Genomic DNA, 17,124 nt, shown 5'->3' with positions numbered 1-17,124 from the left:
CATCTCCTTAGTTATACATCTGCCACAGTCCTACCAGGCAGGCTACTACAGCCATGAAGATGCCGGCTGCTGCAAGTTGCATATCATCAATGTTTTTTCTGCCGATATACAGGGATACGAGGCCGATCAGGCCTGCGACAGCGCCTGCGGTAACAGCATAGGCCGGTGTTTTGGTGGCAAAAGCCAGTGCTGCTGAGAGAACGCCGATTACCAATGCTGCGATGCAGGCCGTTTTTGTGAGTGTTGTTGAGTGTTGCATATATTTCGGATTTAAAGAAACAGGTAAATCAATACAGTCTACAGGTTACTGCCCACTCCACTGATCTTATCATTTTTTGCTGCAGCGGTTTGTTCCCATGGTACTTTCAATAAAGGGCCTACTTCCTGGTAGCGGTTGTCCTGGTATTCGTCCAGCCCGTACCGGATGGAGGTGGTATCAGGGATAAAGGTAAATGTGCCGAAAATCCGGTCCCAGATAGAGAAAATGTTGGCATAATTGGAATCCGTTTCCGGCTGGTAATGGCTGTGGTGCACCTTGTGCATGTCGGGCGAAACGATGATCCAGCTAAGGCTGTTGTCAAGCCATTTAGGCAACCGGATGTTGGCATGATTAAACTGCGACATGAGCGCAGAGAGCGACTGGTAGAACATCACCATCCAGAAAGGAACGCCCATGGTAAGGATGGCGATCAGAAGCGCTCCTACGCGGAACAGGCTTTCCACCGGATGGTGGCGTAGCGCGGTGGTGGCGTCGATCTGCGTATCGATGTGGTGTATTTTATGGAAGTGCCACATCCAGGCGGTTTTGTGTTGCACCAGGTGGATGAGGTAAGCGCCGATCAGGTCCAGCATCAGGATGGCCAGCAGGGTATGTAGCCAAAGCGGGACATGCAGCCAGTACAGGAGCCCGAAACGGGTATTGCTGGTCCATTGCGAAGCTTTCACGATCAGGAAGGCGAAACCGGTGTTCACGATCACGGTGGTGAGGGTGAAAAACAGGTTGGTGCCGGCGTGCCGGTATTTGTTGCCACGGAAGGTGAAGCGGGGGAAGAAACCTTCGATGATCCACAGCAATAACAGGCCGCCTACCAGGATAGCGGTGCGGTAATATGACGGAATATTTTCAAAAAATGTTACCATAGGCTGGCAATAAGATATATCCGGGAATGTATGATCTCTGCTTTCTGAAATGTCGAGGTTTTCCGGCCAGGCCAACAATGTCAAACGGGTGGATATCGGGGAGTAATCAATTTAAATCGGAAAACGATTTCTACTGTCCTATAAGCTGTTTTTTCCAGTTACTCCGGCCAAAAATTACGACTTTTTGGGGAATAAATAAGCGCTCTTTTCCGCCACAGGCAAAGAAAAAAGCAACCTCTTTGGTAGAGATTGCTTTATATATAAACTTTTAGCTATAAGCATCGGCGTGTAATTTAATATAGCCGTTCGCTTTAGCGGGTATTAGTTGTTCAGCATGAGTGGCATCACCAGCATGAGCAGGTCTTCATTTTCCTCTTTTTCGGAAGGTTTGAGGATACCGGCTTTGGTGGCGGTGGCCAGTTCGATGGTGACTTCATCCCCTTCGGCGGCGTTCAGCATTTCGATGAGGAATTTAGCGTTAAACGCGATCTGCATATCGTCGCCGGTATACTGGCAGCTCATACGTTCGTTGCCTTCAAAGGAGAAATCAACGTCCTGTGCGGAGAGCTGCAGTTCGCTGCCGGTGATATTGAGTGCTACCTGGTTGGTGCTTTTGTTGGCGAATACGCCTACACGTTTCAGGGCGTTCTGGAAATCGCTTTTTACCACCGTGAGACGGTAAGGGTTGTCCTTAGGGATTACCACCTTATAGTCAGGGAAACGGGCATCGATGAGGCGGCAGATCATCTGGGCGCCTTCATGCTGCACGAAAAAGTGGTTTTGGCTGTAGGACACTTTGATTTCAGACTCGTTGTCCGGCAGGGCGGATTTCAGCAGGTTCAGCGGTTTTTTAGGCACGATGAACGTATCAGCCTGCGGACATTTCGCGTCTGTTCTTACATACTTCACCAGCCGGTGGGCATCTGTAGCCACAAAGGTGAGGCTTTCCGTGCCGAGTTCGAAGAACACGCCGGTCATGGCCGGGCGGAGATCGTCGTTGCTAACGGCAAAGAGCGTTTTGTTGATGGCTGTCACCAGCGCCGTAGAGCTCATGGTGAAGGACGTAGTGTCGTCAGCAGCGGGTTCTTTGGGGAAGTTTTCCGGATTTTCTCCCATCACCTTGTACTTACCATTGTCCGAAGTGATTTCTACCGCGTAGGAGTTCAGGTCAATGTGGAAAGTCAGCGGTTGGTCGGGCAAATTTTTCAGGGAGTCCATCAGAATTTTAGCCGGGATACAGATCCGTCCGTTTTCTTTGGCTTCCACCTCCAGCTTCACCCGCATAACGGTTTCGAGATCAGTTGCAACTACGGTCAGCTCATTTTTATCAATCAGGAACAGGAAATCCTCCAGTATCGGTAATACTGTATTGGAATTGATAACACCGCTGATCTGTTGTAATTGTTTTAATAAAGTAGAGGAAGAAACAATAAATTTCATGGTCTATATTAGTTTGCTTGTCATTCTTAGTTGCCGGGGAGTGATGCCCTCCTGTCTGTCCGTTTACATGGCACATCCCTGATAAAAGGTGTAAATGTACTGTAAACAAAGATAGAAAGTTTTGTTATTCCCCTTAAATTGATCACATCTTATACACTAAATATAAGCGGTTTTACACAGGCTGAAGCGAAAGAAAATCACATTTAAAAATAACATAATACTATACAAAAAGCAGGATTACGGCAGTTTGCTTAGACAGAAAATAATAATTTGGCACTATTATTAACGATTGTAAAAAGAATACTGCTTTTCTTTTAAATTGTCTTCAAATCGGTTACTTTTGCCGCGCTGAAAAAATATTCTAAAACCAACAAAAAATAGCAGGTTATGAAACTGTCTCATTTAGCCGAAACATTGATTGGATCAGAAATCATCAAGTTAGCAGCTGAAGTCAAGGAGAAACAGGCCAAGGGCGAGAAGATCTACAACTTCACCATCGGCGATTTTGACCCGAAGGTGTTCCCTATCCCGGTTGAATTTGAACAGGAAATCATAACTGCCTATAAGGAACACCTGACCAACTATCCGCCGGCTGACGGTATCGCTGAGCTGAGAAAAGCGGTAGGTGATTTTATAGCAGAGCGTGAGGGACTGACTTACGATCCGGCCAAAGAAATCGTGATCTCCTGCGGCGGCCGCCCCATTATCTATGCTACTTTCCGCACGATCGTTGACCGGGGCGAGAAAATAGTCTATGCTACTCCTTCCTGGAACAACAACCACTATACCCACTTCCTCGAAGCGGAACACGTGGTACTGGAAACCAAGGCGGAAAACGACTTTATGCCGACTGCTGCTGAACTGAAGCCGCTGCTGAAAGGGGCTACCCTCCTGGCGCTGTGCTCTCCGCAGAACCCTACCGGTACCGCCTTTCATAAGCAACAGCTGGAAGAGATCTGCGACCTGGTAATCGCCGAAAACAAAAGCAGGGGTGCCAACGAAAAGCCGCTCTATATCATGTTTGACCAGATGTACTGGGTGCTTACCTTCGGCGAAACACATCACTACAACCCTGTTCAGCTGCGTCCTGAACTGAAAGAATACACCATCTTCATCGACGGTATGAGTAAGGCTTTTGCAGCTACCGGTGTGAGAGTTGGCTGGGCCCTTGGTCCTGCCCACGTGATCGGCAAAATGAAAGCCATCCTCTCCCACGTTGGCGCCTGGAGCCCGATGGCAGAGCAAAAGGCAGCTGCCCGCTACCTCGTACAGAAAGAGAATGTGGATAAATACCTCCAGCATTTCAAAGGAGAGATCGAAGAGCGACTGGTGAAAATCTACGAAGGCTTCGACGCCCTGAAAAAAGCCGGTCACCCGGTAGAAGCCATCGCCCCGCAGGCGGCCATCTACCTCACCGTTAAACTGGACCTCGCTGGCAAAACGGCAGCCGACGGCACCGTGCTGCAAGACCAGGCAGCTGTTACCTCTTACATCCTCAACGAAGCGAAACTGGCACTGGTGCCTTTCTACGCCTTCGGCGCCGCTAAAAACTCACCATGGTACCGCCTCAGCGTAGGTACCTGCGTGAAACAGGAAATCCCTGAGATGTTTGAAAAACTGAAAGCAGCACTGGAAAAACTGAAATAGTAGCATTTGGTTATTTGGTTATTTGATTATTTTATCATTTAATTATTTTGTTTATAAGCTTAAAGGGGCTGGCCGGAATGGCCGGCCCCCTTTTTTTTCGGGGCTAAAGCCCCGGACTGCCGTGTGTTTCAGCCTGTTTTTCAGCAATAAGATTGATTATAACAGGTGTTGGCCTGGAAAACTTAAATAGACCGCAGGGTTTTCATGTACGGTAATAGTCGGGGCAAAACCTGATCATCGCCCGAAGGGCAAAAAAACAGCTTGTGAATAAGTGCCTGGTAACAGGCGGTCATCGCCGGGGGCTATTCATTGAAACATGATAAGTTTGACTTTTTTAAAACGCCCTCAAATCCCTTCAGATGCCTGCTGGCAAACAGCTCCTCTCTCCGCTCGCATCTCTCCGAATCAGGTGCATCAGTTAAAATCCTGTCCGCCAAAGTTGACTTTTTGACTTTTGTCATCAAAAAGTTAAATGCCTGTTAAAACGTCAACAGCCACTACTATATTGAAAAAACTTCCTAATTTTGACCTTGAAACTAAAAAAGTCAAAAAGTTAATGCATACAGAGAACAAAGACGAAATGAGGGATAAGATCCTTGAGGCGGCTCTGAAGCGTTTTACTCATTATGGCGCAGGTAAGACCACGATGAATGAGATCGCTGATGATCTTCATTGTTCCAAGGCGTCCCTGTATTATTATTTTCCGGATAAAAAAGCCATGCACTTAGCAGTGCTGGAGAAAATAGCGGAGGCCTATTTCGCAGAAATGGAGAAGGTCACCACCAACATTACCTCTGCCGCAGCAGCTTTGCATAACATCATCGATGTTAAAAAAGGATTCATCAGTAAATTCTGCCGGCTGGAGATCTTTAAAATACAGAAAGATGGTCCTTCCGTTTTCCAGGAAGGGGTGAAACGGGCCAAACAGATCGAAATAGGGCTGACAACAGAAGTGATCAAAGCGGGCGTTGCTTCCGGTGAATTTAAGGTGGATAACCCGGCACAAACGGCGGATTTGCTGGTACAATCACTTGTTGGCCTCCGGTTTTCCGTACCGGACCACTTTTCCAACGATGAGGAACTGGATGAAGAAACATTTGAACTGGTGATAGAGAAACAGAAATTGTTGGTAGACTTTTTCATTAAAGGGATGAAGGGATAAAGAGAAAAGATCATGGCTGCGAGGGAAAGAATCAAAGAAGTAGCGTTAAAGCTGTTCCGTGTATACGGAGTGAAAGGAGTAACCATGTTTGACATCGCCCGCGATTGCGGTATGTCAAAAAAAACGGTGTATGAACACTTTTCCGATAAACAATCGCTGATCGACGAAGGCATGCAACAGCTGCTGGACGGGCACAGCGCCTTTTTTAAGGAAACACACACCACCGCGGAAAATGCCATCGATGAACTGGTCCGCAACATGAAATACACGATCAATATGGCCAGATCGCTTAACCCGGTCATGTTGTTTGAACTGCAAAAATATCATCCGGACACCTGGAAAAATATTGAGAATTTCCAGCGGGACTGTATCCTGTACGGCATTACGGAAAACCTGAAAAGAGGAATGACGGAAGGTCTGTACCGGCACAATCTCGATCTGAATGTGATAGCACGCATGCGGCAGCTGCAGCTGGACGCGGCCTTCGATCAACTTCAGTACCCACCGGACACATTCGATATGCCAGCTGTGATGGAACAAGTCACCGCACATTTTATACTGGGTATTGCCACTATCAAAGGACATAAGCTGGTAAACCAGTACCTGCAAATCAAAGAAGAAGAATAACTATTAACGTATGAAGCGATTAAAGTTAACGCTTATCCTCTTACTGGGGATAGGGGGATTGCATGCCTACGCTCAGGCGCCACTGACACTTCAGGAAGCGCTGAAGTTTGCACTGAATAACAACCAGCAACTCTCCAGAACAAAAATGGAAGAGGAAATGGGTAAGTTCAAAACACAGGAAGTACGCTCACAAGCCCTTCCCCAAATCAATGGTAACGCTAACTACACAGATAACCTTAAACTGGCGCAGTCCCTCCTTCCGGGAACCGTGATCGGTAAACCGGACAGCTCTGTGACCATCACCTTCGGTACCCAGTATACCGCCAGTGTAGGTGCGGAACTGAACCAGCAAATCTTTAACCAGGCAGTGTTCACCGGCCTGAAAGCTGCTAAAGCCGGCGAAGAATATTATACCCTGCAAACGCAGAAATCCACGGAAGACGTGATCTACAACGTTTCCGGTCTTTACTACCAGCTACTGGTATTACAGGAAAAAATCGTGACGGTGAACAGCAACATTGAAAAGCTGACCCAGCTGGTGAACGCCACACAGTCACAATATGAGAACGGCCTCGCCAAAAAAATTGACCTGGACCGTATCAAGGTGAACCTGACCAACTACAAAACCCAACGCACCCAGTTGCTCAACAACGCAGCTACCCAGGCCAACAACCTGAAACGCCAGTTGGGTATGCCGATGCAGTCCAGCTTTACCATCCCGCGCGCCTCGCTCAAAGAGATCGAAACAAAAGCCGCCGGCGTATTGCAATACGACGATATGAACCTGGAAGACAGAACAGAATTCAAACTCATCAAAAAACAGGAACAGCTGCAGGAGTTCCAGAAGAAAGCCTATCTCGCAGAGTACTACCCTACCCTGTCGCTCTTCGGCCGTTATTCCTACAACGGTATGAGCCAGCAATGGGCATTCTCTAAAAGCGATCCTGCCAACTCCACCTTCTGGTATGGCGCCGCCGCCGTAGGTCTGTCGCTGCACATCCCCATCTTCGACGGTTTCGGCCGCCGCTCTAAAGTCAGCCAGGCAAACGTTACCCTGCGACAGCTGTCCAAACAGAAAGAGGAGATAGCGCTCAACCTGAACGCAGACTACGAAAACGCCAAACTGCAGGTACGCACCAACTTGTCTACCATCCACACCCAGAAAGAGAACGTAGACCTGGCCAACGAAGTGTACTATTCTACCCAGAATAACTACAAACTTGGTCTCGCCAGCCTGACAGACCTGCTCAACGCAGAAACATCGCTCGCAGATGCGCAGAACAGCTACAACGAAGCACTGCTTCAATATAAAATGGCTGAACTGGACATTATCAAAAGCAAAGGCAGCCTGAAAGAACTGCTGACTAACAACTAACACTAAAGAACAAAACGATAGACCGCAACTGTGGCGGATATAAACACACAAATTATTGCAGATGAAAAAGTTTATTATCTGGGGCTTGGTAACAGTAGGTGCAGTGGTGCTGATCATGTGGAAGCTTAACGCCAATAAAAAAGCCAATGAAGCTAAAACAGCATTTGTAAAAGAAAGCAACAGCGGCGACGTGCCGGTACTGATACAACGGGTATCCACCAACGATTTTTCCCAGGGCTTCCTGGCCAATGGTAACTTCGCACCTATCCGCGAACTGTCTTACCTCGCCGAAACCTCCGGCCGTATTACCCGCCTGTTGGTAGATGAAGGCAGCGTGGTAAAACAAGGCCAGGCCATCGCCTACATCGACGGCCAGATCGTAAGCACCGATCTCTCCGCTGCAAAAGCCAATCTCGATCAGCTGCGAGTGGACAAAGAAAGATATGAAGCCGCTTTCAAAACCGGTGGTGTTACCCAGAAACAGGTAGACGATGTGAAGTTGCAGTACGACATCGCTAAAAGCAACTATGAAGCCGCCGGCCGCCGCGTGAGCGATACTTACGTGAAAGCGCCTATCTCCGGCGTTATCAATAAGAAGTATGTGGAACAGGGTGCTTACCTCTCCCCCGGTACCAAAATGTTTGACATCGTGGACGTGTCCAGGCTGAAACTGGCCGTGGCCGTACCGGAATCACAGGTTGTCACCCTGAAAAAAGGACAGAAAGTGAAAGTCACTTCCAACGTGTTCCCTGAAGCCAGCTACGAAGGTACCATTACCTTCATCGCTGCTAAGGGCGACAACTCCCTCAACTACCCCGTTGAAATGGAAGTGGGCAATGTAAGCGGCAAAGAACTGAAAGCCGGCATGTACGGCACCGCACACTTCGAAGCGCCTACTGCCGCCAAAACCATGTTCATCGCCCGCACAGCCTTTGTCGGTGGCGTAAGCAGCAACGAAATATATGTGATGGAAGGTAAGGTGGCTAAAAAACGCAAAGTGATCGCCGGCCAGATCATCGGCGACCAGGTGGAAATACGGGGAGGCCTCAACGAAGGCGACACCGTGATCACCAGCGGCCAGATCAACCTCACAGATGGTACACCAGTAGTAGTACAGGGTGGCAATAAATAAGCGTGAACCAATTCTTGCAACATGAAGATTACTGAAGTTTCCATAAAAAGGCCCACGATCGTAGTGGTGGTGTTCACCATCCTCACCCTGCTGGGCGTTATGAGCTATAAATCGCTGAACTATGAGCTGCTGCCCAAGTTCAGCTCCCCTATCGTCACCATTGCGACGATATATCCCGGTGCTTCACCCAACGAAGTGGAAAGTACCATCACGAAAAAAATAGAAGACGCGATCGCTTCCATGGAAAAGATCAAGAAGATCACCTCCAAATCTTCTGAAAGCCTTTCCGTGATCACCGTCGAGCTGAATAACGATGCCAACGTGGATATCGCGCTCCAGGACGCACAACGTAAAGTAAACGCCATCCTGGCCGACCTTCCGGGCGATGCCAAACCACCATCCCTCAATAAATTTTCGCTCGATGACCTGCCGATCATGACCTTGTCCGCCACCGCTAAAATGGACGATAAAAAGTTCTATGACCTGGTGGATAAAAAATTGCAACCCCTGCTGTCCCGCCTGCCGGGCGTAGCACAGGTGTCGCTGATCGGCGGCCAGGAACGTGAAATACAGGTGAACGTAGATCCTGCCAAACTGCAGGCGTACAACATGTCTATCCTGCAGATACGCCAGGCGGTTACCAATGCCAATATGGACTTCCCTACCGGTAAAGTAAAAACAGCCAATGATCAGATCCTGATCCGTCTGGCCGGTAAATATAAAAACGTGGACCAGCTGCGTAACCTCGTGCTGAAAACCACCGCAGAAGGTACGCAGATCCGTCTGCAGGACGTAGCCGACGTACAGGACGCCCAGAAAGACGCTGAACGTATCGCCCGTGTGGACGGCGTAAACGCGATCGCCCTCCAGGTCCAGAAACAAACCGATGCCAACGCGGTAACGGTGAGTGAGGAAATGAAAAAGGCCATTGCCCAGGTGGAAAAAGACTATGCTGCCAACGACCTGAAAATACTCGTGGCCAACGACTCCTCCGACTTTACGCTGGAATCCGCAGACTCTGTAATACATGACCTGATCCTCGCGGTGATCCTCGTGGCAGTGGTGATGCTGCTGTTCCTGCACAGTATCCGTAGCGCCATCTTCGTCATGATCTCCATCCCGGCTTCCCTGATCGCTACCTTCATTGGCATGAAACTGATGGGCTTCTCCCTCAACCTCATGTCCCTGCTGGGGCTGTCGCTGGTGGTAGGTATCCTGGTGGATGACGCCATTGTGGTGCTGGAAAATATTTACCGTCACATGGAGATGGGTAAGAACCGTGTTCGTGCTGCGTTTGATGGTGTAAAAGAGATAGGCTTTACCGTTACCTCCATTACGCTGGTAATTGTGGTGGTGTTCCTGCCGATCTCTCTCACCAATGAACTGGTGTCCAAGATCCTGCGTGAGTTCTGCGTGGTGGTGATGATCTCTACGATGCTCAGCTTGTTATCTTCTTTTATGATCGTGCCGCTGCTGTCTTCCCGTTTCGGTAAACTGGAGCACATCACCGGAAAAAATATCTTCGAGAAATTCATCCTGTGGTTTGAAAAACAATTGCAGCGCTTTACCCAATGGATGACCGGTATCCTCAGATGGGCGCTGGTACATAAAGCGATTACCCTGATCGCTTCTGTAGGCCTGCTGTTCGCTTCTTTCATGCTGATCGGCAAAGGATACATCGGAGGTGAGTTTATCCCGAAAGGTGACCGCGGTCAGTTTATCGTGATGCTGGAAATGCCGAAAGATGCGTCTGTACAGCAGTCCAACCAGGCTACCCGCACCGCTGAACAATATCTCAATAAAAAAGCGGAAGTGGAAAGAATGATCACCACCGTAGGTCAGACCAGCGAGGACGGTTTCGGTACCTCCCAGTCCACCGCCTATAAATCTGAGATCACGGTGATCATGGTGCCGTTGGAAAAACGTTCCGAAAGCTCCGATATCTACGCGGCCAAAGTGAAGAAAGAACTCAAAGCCCTCCTGCCCGGTGTGAAAGTGAAAACGACCGACGTGAGCATCATGGGTACAGCAGAAAGAGCACCGGTGGAACTGGTGGTAATGGGCAGTGAAATGGACAGCGTGATGAACTTCGCAAAAAAAGCGATGGACACCCTGAAAACCATCAGCGGTACCAGTGAAGTGAAACTGTCTGTGGAAGAAGGTAACCCGGAAATCAACGTGCAGGTGGACCGCGATAAGATGGCGGCACTGGGCCTCACCCTCGATATGGTAGGCGGCACCATGCAGACAGCTTTCAGCGGTACGGCAGACGACTCCAAAGTGAAGTTCCGCCAGGGTGATTATGAATATGATATCAACATCCGTTTTGACGACTTTAAGAAGAGGAACATCCAGGATGTGGCCAACATCCAGTTTGTGAACGACAAAGGCCAGCTGATCAAACTGTCGCAGTTTGCTGCGGTGACAGAAGGCTCCGGCCCCAGCCACCTGGAAAGAAGGGACAAAAATACCTCCGTGTCTGTACAGTCACAGGTAATGGGACGTCCTTCCGGTACAGTGACGCAGGAGTTTGCCGCCAAACTGGCGAAAATGGAAAAACCGACAGGCATCAACTTCGTATTCGGCGGTGACGCTGAAAACCAGGGCGACTCCTTCGGTACACTGGGCGCGGCGTTGCTGATCTCCATTGTAATGGTATACCTGATCATGGTGGCGCTGTATGACAACTACATCTACCCGTTTGTGGTACTGTTCTCCATTCCGCTGGCGATCATCGGTGCCCTGCTGGCACTGGCGCTGACCAATAACACGCTGAATATCTTCACCATCCTGGGTATGATCATGCTGATCGGTCTGGTGGCGAAGAACGCGATCATCCTGGTGGACTTTACCAACCAGATGAAAGAACAGGGACAGGATACCTATCATGCGCTGATACATGCCAATAACGCGCGTTTGAGGCCGATCCTTATGACCACCATTGCGATGGTGATCGGTATGTTGCCGATTGCGTTGGCTACCGGTGGGGTGGCTTCTACCAAAAACGGTCTGGCGTGGGTGATCATCGGCGGTCTGATCAGCTCCATGTTCCTCACCCTCATTGTGGTGCCGGTGGTATACATGGTGGTTGATAAGATCATGGCCAGATTCGGATGGGGCAAACTGTCTACCAAACGTTATATCAGACAACGGATGGTAGCTTCCTACGAAGAAGTTCCCCTGAATGAAATTCACAATAACTAATTCAAGATATGTTACTAACAGTGTAACAGTTGTAGGTTTAGGTAGTGGCCGGAGTATTCATACTCCGGTCTTCTTTTTTCCGGTACTTTGATATTCACAAATAATGCTTTGTTGGATACAATTGAGGGTGCAGGATATACATTTATTTTTGTATATAAACTATTCTCATGAACAGATCCATTTCCCTGTTACTGGCCGGCATGCTGGTTGCTACGGCTGCTTTTGCACAACGAAATCCGCCTTTCGTAAAAAGGACTGTTACCGGGTTGGTAACGCCTGAGAGCGTAGTTGCCTGGAAAGATGGCTACTTCGTATCGCAGATCGGTGTGAAACTGGAACCCGCTGCCAAAGATGGCGACGGCTCCATCGCCTTTATCAGAAAAGATAAAGTGCAGTCTCCCCGCTATTTCGACGATACCCTGAACGCTCCCAAAGGCCTCACCATTGTTGGCAGTACCCTGTATGTGACGGATATCGATCATCTCAAAGGATATGATATTAACAGCCGGCAAAAAGTGTTTGATCTTAACCTGGAAGGCAAAGCCGGTGTGCTGAATGATATTACCCCGGTGAATGACAGCCAGTTGGTGATGACGGATTCCTTTAAAGGAGATGTATGGCTGGTCAATCGGCATACTGCGGCTTTACAGCAGCTTGGAAACATCGTCACAGCCAATGGCGTAGTGTATGATAAAGCCACTGACGAGTTGTACGTATGTTCCATGGGGCCCGATATGAACGGGAAGGGACAGCTCTGGCACCGCCGGCTAAAGGTGAGCGGAGATGCTTTTCAGCCGGTAAAGAACTCCCCTACCGGCTTGTTCGACGGGATTGTTCAGTTGGATGCCAGCCATCTTTGCTTGTCTAACTGGATACCGGTGGATGCGCAATTCGGGGGAGGTCAGTTGCATGTTTATGATCTGAATAGCGGAAGCACCTTCGACATATTGGTAAGACGCTCTCCTGCTGATATTGCGCTGGGCAAACGGGACCAGTTACTGGTACCGGTGATGCTCGACAATAAGCTGGAGATATGGTCTAAGGAAAGTACGGAGTCTATTTACGTGCCAGTAATAACAGGTGGGAAGCCGGAAACGGCATCGGTTCCGGCTGGCCGTTCCCATTAATGCGGAGCAGTTGTGTCTTCCCTTCCAGCCTGTTCTTCACAATCCATTCGTTGCGGTAGGTATGCGACAGGTTGTCCAGTCGCAGGCCAGCCGCTTCCAGCGCCTGTTTCCAGTCATCGTAATTCCAGAAGCAGAAGGTCTCGTGCATTTCGCTGAGCCAGTTGTCGTGATAGTCTTTTTTGAACAGGAATTCGCAGGCGTCCTGCATAGAAAGTTGACAGTAGGTGGTGCCGCCGATAGTGACCCACTGGTGTGGCAGCTGGTAACCTTCTTCATGACGGAAGTCCTGTGCAAAGCGCCGGAACAGCGCTTTGGTGGACAGTTTTCCGAGCCATGCCGCTAAAGTCTGTGTGGTAGGGTTTTCCGGCATGGGCAGGTCGTTGGCGCCATCTGTTTCGTTGAGCCACAGGAGTACGGTCTCGGTCCTGTTTTCAGGGCCTACCACGTCGCGGTTGATCCATACGCCGCCGGGCACCAGTTCCTGGTAACGGTTTTGGATAAACGCCAGCAGGTCTTGTCTGCTGCCGTAAGATTCTATTTCGTGTGTTAAAGAAGACGTGTGGATGGTGTTCATGCTGCCTGGTTCAAACACGAGGCTGGTGACCGCGTTTTTCTGGGCAAAAAATACGGAGGGGTTGGCGAACTCGCCGTTGTGTTTGCGTTGCAGGCAGATATCATAGAGGTGCCGCGACACTTCTATGCCATAGAAATCGCATTCATGCAGGCGATCGTCTTCACAGGCTATCTTAATCCAGGAGCCTGTGGCGCAGCCGATGTCGCCGATGTTGCCGGGTTGTATGTACGGGGCGGTTTCGCGGTATTTCAGCGCCGCGATATCGTCCATCTGTTTTACGTATACGTTGTAATCCCGGGTAGCGGTGAGATCGCCGTCGGCCCCGATAATAGGGTCTTTCAGGATCTGTTGTACTTTCTCTCCCACCCCATACAGTGACCATATTTTAAATGCCGCCGGATGCACCTGTTCAAGTACGGTGGGGTGTTTGCGCCAGTCGCTGGTTTGTGCGATGAGGTTCACAAGGTCCCAGGGCATGGGCTGTGTGAACCGGTTGGCTGCCGGGTCCCATTCTGCTGTCAGGATACGGAAGCCCTGTTTCAGGTACATCTCGCGAACGCTGGTGGAGCAGATGACCACCGTGTTTTGCGGGGTGAGGTTATGGGCGCCTTCACTGGAATGCCGGATGGTTTTGATGGTATATTCCGCGAAGTCGTGGATCACGCCCACGTCGTCGATGCCATACACATAGGCGGGCACGTCGAGCGAGTTGGAGAATTCCTGTATCACCATGGCACGCAGGTAGAAAGGTACCGGGTTGCGTTTGGTGCCGAGGTGGTTGGCAGAGGTGACAGCGAAGATGACGCCCGCTACGGGCGTGATGTCCAACGGTTGTCCATATACGTCTTTTTCGCCTTCCAGGCTGCATTTGATCAGACGGTTCAGGTATTTGAACTGAAAGTCGGTCAACAGGTGGTGGCGTCCGGGTATGAGCAGGTACATACGGTGAAGTTAACAGATTTCCGGAAAAAAGCCCGGGGGCTGAGTCCCGGGCGATGAAATGGGGGTAACCTTTACTGGAGGAAATAAAAGTGATATTATAAAGCGGCTGCCTGGCGGACGGTGTCGAAAGACCATGTTTTGGTGACGGTCCCGTTTTCGAAAACAGTTTCGAGCAGGTCGTCCAGTTCGGGCGCTTCGTTGGCGCCGAGGGTTTTGAAGGCACCGTTTTCTTTGACCAGTTTCAGTTTGCCGGCTTTGGATTTCTTGAAGGAGGTTTGCAATTGACCGTTGGCGTCCATTTCCACCGGCATTTTCTGTACGTTGATGCTTTTGCCGTTGACTTCTGCGTAGGAGCATTTCAGGGCAAACTCCTGGGTGTCGCGGTTAACGCGCTGGAGCAGTGCGCCGCCCATGCCAAGCACGAGGTTTTCGGCGCTGATACCGGCTTTTTTTAGTGCTTCAAAGATACCGGGGATGGAAGAGTAGCTGATGCCGTCGCCTTGTATCACGCGGACCTGCGGGGGTAATACTTTGTAGCCTTTTTCGTTGATGGTGAAGCCGAATTTGTTCATGAGGATATCGAACACCCGCAGCAGGGTTTGTACAGGATCGCCGCTGTCGGGGCGGATGACGAGGGTGCCTTGTCTGCTGAGGATCTGTTCTTTCAGTTCAGTGCCCCAGTATTCTTCACAGGCGCGGAAAATATTGTAGGAGTCAGATACGCAGGCGATGGTGCCGGTGGGGAAGGTGTTGAGCACATGTTTGAAGATGTCCGGTTCTCCCGGTTCTCCCAGCATGGTGACGATAGAGTGTTCCGTAGCGGGGATGGACAGGCCTGGTGCGGTAGCGGCGTTGTAATACCGTTTGGCAAAGATGGACGCAGCGATGGTGTCGCTGCCGGAGAAGTTGACCAGGTGGGCGCTTCCGCCGATGCCGGCGCTTTCTACGGAGCTGGCGCCCCGGAAACCGAAATCGTTGAGGACAAAGTCGATGCCCGCAAAGGCGGCGGCGCTGGCCGTATCGTCGTAGTAGCGTTTCACTACTTTTTTGATTTCCCTGGAGAGGGAGGCTACCGTGCAGGGGTACCACACCTGCATCAGCAGTGTTTCGAGGAAGTTGGTGAGCCAGTAGCATTCAGGGTCGGTGTTTTCGATGGTCATGAGTACATTTCGTACAGGCACCACCGTTCCTTCCGGGACTGCTTTGATGCGCACCGGCAATTTACCGCCGTGTTTACGGATGATGTATTCAAAGCGGCTGCGGTCAAATACATCGTCGCGGCCGAATACTTCTTTCAGGGTAATGGCTGCTTCATCCAGTTTTTCTTTGGTGAAGACCGCGCCTTCGAGGTATTCTTTGAGGAAGTACTGCAAGCCATAGAACACGGTTTCATCGAATTTGCCACCGCGGCTTTCCAGGTAGGAGTAGATATGTTGTGTTCCGGGGATGTATAATTTATGGTGGGAATATTTGTAAGCATCAGCGAGGAGGATGAGATTTTCCTTTGTCATAGCAGTAAGTTTTTAGTTCTTCTTATTTAGCATATTTATCAACCAGGCGTTGAAACAACGGGAGGTGTGTGTCAGCGAGTTCTTGTTTTCTGATCAGTTCGGGTATATCCGTTACTGTTATCCACCGTACTTCCGCCAGGTCGTCTCCTGCTGCGGGCTCGCCGTAGAGCAGGTCTGTGGCGAATAAGGTGGTGATGATTTTATTTGTTTCGGAGCGGTAGCGCCAGTCGTCTATTCTTACAGAGGCCAGATATTCCATGGCGCTGGTTTCCACGCTGCCGCATTCTTCCCGGAGTTCTCTTGCGGCGGCTGTTTCGAAGCATTCGTCGGTGGGGTCGGAGAATCCGCCGGGCAGCCGCCAGTTGTTTTCATTGGGTTTGCGGCCTACCAGCAGTTGTTGCCTGTTGTTTCTGAACAATGCGATGTCTACGGTGGCATACACGGCCGGGAACAGGTTGTAGGTGTTATAGATGATGCCGGCGCGGAACTCTTCGGTGTCAAACACTTTATCTGACAGGGCTTCGCGCATGGCGGTAGCGTTGTAATCTTTCACCGGTGGCAGCGCTTCTGTGGGGTAACGGCCGGAATAGGTGCCCATGAAGCTGTCGCGGCTGCCGTAGAGAACGAAGGTTTCGTGCGGAAAGTTGTTGTGCAGCAGTTCATCCAGCTTTTTGGACCAGACGGTATCGTATTTCTGATCGCTCAGGGGGAGAATAATGATTTCGGGGAACTGTTGTTTGATCATACGCTCGCGGGTGTAGTAGTCCAGCGGATTTTTGCGGCTGCCTTTTACGGGGCTGACGCCGAGGATGATCAGTACGCGGTTGTGTTTCATTTTCACCTGCCGGATCAGCTCCAGGTGACCTTCGTGGAGGGAAGGTGTCTGAAACCGGGCTATAATAACTCCTGTGGGCTTTGTTGTTTGCATATCCGAGCTATTTTGTGTATTTGTTACACAAATATATAAAGAGAAATAATATCAGCAAAATATTTTTGTAAAAAATACACAAAATATCTTAACTGATTGATTTATAATTTATTAAATAGACTGTCGATTTTTTGTTCTTATTCCCTTTTCTGATTTTATAGGTTGATCATCATGTGGTGCCGGTAAACATGTTGTTTTTGCGGTTGGATGTAATAGTTCCTTTAGCGACGCATGGGCTATTTGCAGGCCGGCAGATTTGTGGATGTCTCCTGCAATAGGTTCAGCAACTCCAAGTTATCATGTGCTTCCCGGAAT

Annotated in this window: 13 protein-coding genes; 7 read left to right on the top strand and 6 right to left on the bottom strand. The window is 49.8% G+C overall.

The window, feature by feature from the left end:
- Positions 1-7: 7 nt before the first annotated feature.
- The 3 genes from B5D63_RS14845 to dnaN form a co-directional block, all read right to left on the bottom strand.
- Positions 8-259 carry a hypothetical protein gene (locus B5D63_RS14845; RefSeq protein ID WP_143312915.1) on the bottom strand — a complete coding sequence of 84 codons (252 nt, stop codon included), beginning with the start codon at positions 257-259 and terminating at the stop codon, positions 8-10.
- 38 nt (positions 260-297) lie between these two features.
- Entirely contained in the window at positions 298-1,140 is an 843-nt protein-coding gene (locus tag B5D63_RS14840; RefSeq protein WP_078670329.1) for a sterol desaturase family protein, read from the bottom strand.
- Positions 1,141-1,461: 321 nt separating this feature from the next.
- On the bottom strand, positions 1,462-2,580 hold the full coding sequence (dnaN, locus tag B5D63_RS14835; RefSeq protein WP_078669560.1) for a DNA polymerase III subunit beta: 1,119 nt from the start codon (positions 2,578-2,580) through the stop codon (positions 1,462-1,464).
- Positions 2,581-2,967: 387 nt separating this feature from the next.
- Here dnaN and B5D63_RS14830 point away from each other — a divergent pair, with 387 nt between their 5' ends.
- The 7 genes from B5D63_RS14830 (at position 2,968) to B5D63_RS14800 (ending at position 12,854) form a co-directional block, all read left to right on the top strand.
- Positions 2,968-4,227, top strand: a complete 1,260-nt coding sequence (locus tag B5D63_RS14830; protein WP_078669559.1) for a pyridoxal phosphate-dependent aminotransferase — start codon at positions 2,968-2,970, stop codon at positions 4,225-4,227.
- 556 nt (positions 4,228-4,783) lie between these two features.
- The gene (locus B5D63_RS14825) at positions 4,784-5,389 is read left to right on the top strand and encodes a TetR/AcrR family transcriptional regulator (RefSeq protein WP_159456030.1); all 606 of its coding nucleotides are present in this window, start codon (positions 4,784-4,786) and stop codon (positions 5,387-5,389) included.
- A gap of 12 nt (positions 5,390-5,401) precedes the next feature.
- The gene (locus B5D63_RS14820) at positions 5,402-6,016 is read left to right on the top strand and encodes a TetR/AcrR family transcriptional regulator (protein ID WP_078669557.1); all 615 of its coding nucleotides are present in this window, start codon (positions 5,402-5,404) and stop codon (positions 6,014-6,016) included.
- Between the two features lie 10 nt (positions 6,017-6,026).
- Positions 6,027-7,391 carry a TolC family protein gene (locus tag B5D63_RS14815; protein ID WP_078669556.1) on the top strand — a complete coding sequence of 455 codons (1,365 nt, stop codon included), beginning with the start codon at positions 6,027-6,029 and terminating at the stop codon, positions 7,389-7,391.
- A gap of 61 nt (positions 7,392-7,452) precedes the next feature.
- Positions 7,453-8,523: an efflux RND transporter periplasmic adaptor subunit gene (locus B5D63_RS14810; protein WP_078669555.1), complete on the top strand. Its 1,071-nt coding sequence runs from the start codon at positions 7,453-7,455 to the stop codon at positions 8,521-8,523.
- Positions 8,524-8,544: 21 nt separating this feature from the next.
- A complete protein-coding gene (locus B5D63_RS14805) occupies positions 8,545-11,727 on the top strand; it encodes an efflux RND transporter permease subunit (RefSeq protein ID WP_078669554.1) in 3,183 nt (1,060 codons plus the stop codon).
- A 167-nt stretch (positions 11,728-11,894) separates the two neighbouring features.
- Positions 11,895-12,854: a hypothetical protein gene (locus tag B5D63_RS14800; RefSeq protein ID WP_078669553.1), complete on the top strand. Its 960-nt coding sequence runs from the start codon at positions 11,895-11,897 to the stop codon at positions 12,852-12,854.
- On the opposite strand, the gene B5D63_RS14795 is transcribed toward B5D63_RS14800, so the two are convergent.
- The 3 genes from B5D63_RS14795 to B5D63_RS14785 form a co-directional block, all read right to left on the bottom strand.
- A complete protein-coding gene (locus tag B5D63_RS14795; RefSeq protein ID WP_078669552.1) occupies positions 12,784-14,370 on the bottom strand; it encodes a class I SAM-dependent methyltransferase in 1,587 nt (528 codons plus the stop codon). The two genes, B5D63_RS14800 and B5D63_RS14795, sit on opposite strands and share 71 nt — an antisense overlap.
- 95 nt (positions 14,371-14,465) lie before the next feature.
- Complete coding sequence (locus B5D63_RS14790) at positions 14,466-15,881, bottom strand: nicotinate phosphoribosyltransferase (protein WP_078669551.1); 1,416 nt, start codon at positions 15,879-15,881, stop codon at positions 14,466-14,468.
- A 22-nt stretch (positions 15,882-15,903) separates the two neighbouring features.
- Complete coding sequence (locus B5D63_RS14785) at positions 15,904-16,809, bottom strand: NUDIX domain-containing protein (protein WP_078669550.1); 906 nt, start codon at positions 16,807-16,809, stop codon at positions 15,904-15,906.
- Between the last annotated feature and the right edge of the window lie 315 nt (positions 16,810-17,124).

It is taken from the genome of Chitinophaga eiseniae, assembly GCF_900167135.1.
GTDB classification, from domain to species: Bacteria; Bacteroidota; Bacteroidia; order Chitinophagales; family Chitinophagaceae; genus Chitinophaga; species Chitinophaga eiseniae.
This window is presented reverse-complemented; position numbering and strand designations above follow the sequence as displayed.

Bases quoted from the DNA above. Each gene is read 5' to 3' on its own strand.
- B5D63_RS14845 (WP_143312915.1), bottom strand. From the start codon at position 259: ATGCAACACTCAACAACACTCACAAAAACGGCCTGCATCGCAGCATTG.
- B5D63_RS14840 (WP_078670329.1), bottom strand. From the start codon at position 1,140: ATGGTAACATTTTTTGAAAATATTCCGTCATATTACCGCACCGCTATC.
- dnaN (WP_078669560.1), bottom strand. From the start codon at position 2,580: ATGAAATTTATTGTTTCTTCCTCTACTTTATTAAAACAATTACAACAG.
- B5D63_RS14830 (WP_078669559.1), top strand. From the start codon at position 2,968: ATGAAACTGTCTCATTTAGCCGAAACATTGATTGGATCAGAAATCATC.
- B5D63_RS14825 (WP_159456030.1), top strand. From the start codon at position 4,784: ATGCATACAGAGAACAAAGACGAAATGAGGGATAAGATCCTTGAGGCG.
- B5D63_RS14820 (WP_078669557.1), top strand. From the start codon at position 5,402: ATGGCTGCGAGGGAAAGAATCAAAGAAGTAGCGTTAAAGCTGTTCCGT.
- B5D63_RS14815 (WP_078669556.1), top strand. From the start codon at position 6,027: ATGAAGCGATTAAAGTTAACGCTTATCCTCTTACTGGGGATAGGGGGA.
- B5D63_RS14810 (WP_078669555.1), top strand. From the start codon at position 7,453: ATGAAAAAGTTTATTATCTGGGGCTTGGTAACAGTAGGTGCAGTGGTG.
- B5D63_RS14805 (WP_078669554.1), top strand. From the start codon at position 8,545: ATGAAGATTACTGAAGTTTCCATAAAAAGGCCCACGATCGTAGTGGTG.
- B5D63_RS14800 (WP_078669553.1), top strand. From the start codon at position 11,895: ATGAACAGATCCATTTCCCTGTTACTGGCCGGCATGCTGGTTGCTACG.
- B5D63_RS14795 (WP_078669552.1), bottom strand. From the start codon at position 14,370: ATGTACCTGCTCATACCCGGACGCCACCACCTGTTGACCGACTTTCAG.
- B5D63_RS14790 (WP_078669551.1), bottom strand. From the start codon at position 15,881: ATGACAAAGGAAAATCTCATCCTCCTCGCTGATGCTTACAAATATTCC.
- B5D63_RS14785 (WP_078669550.1), bottom strand. From the start codon at position 16,809: ATGCAAACAACAAAGCCCACAGGAGTTATTATAGCCCGGTTTCAGACA.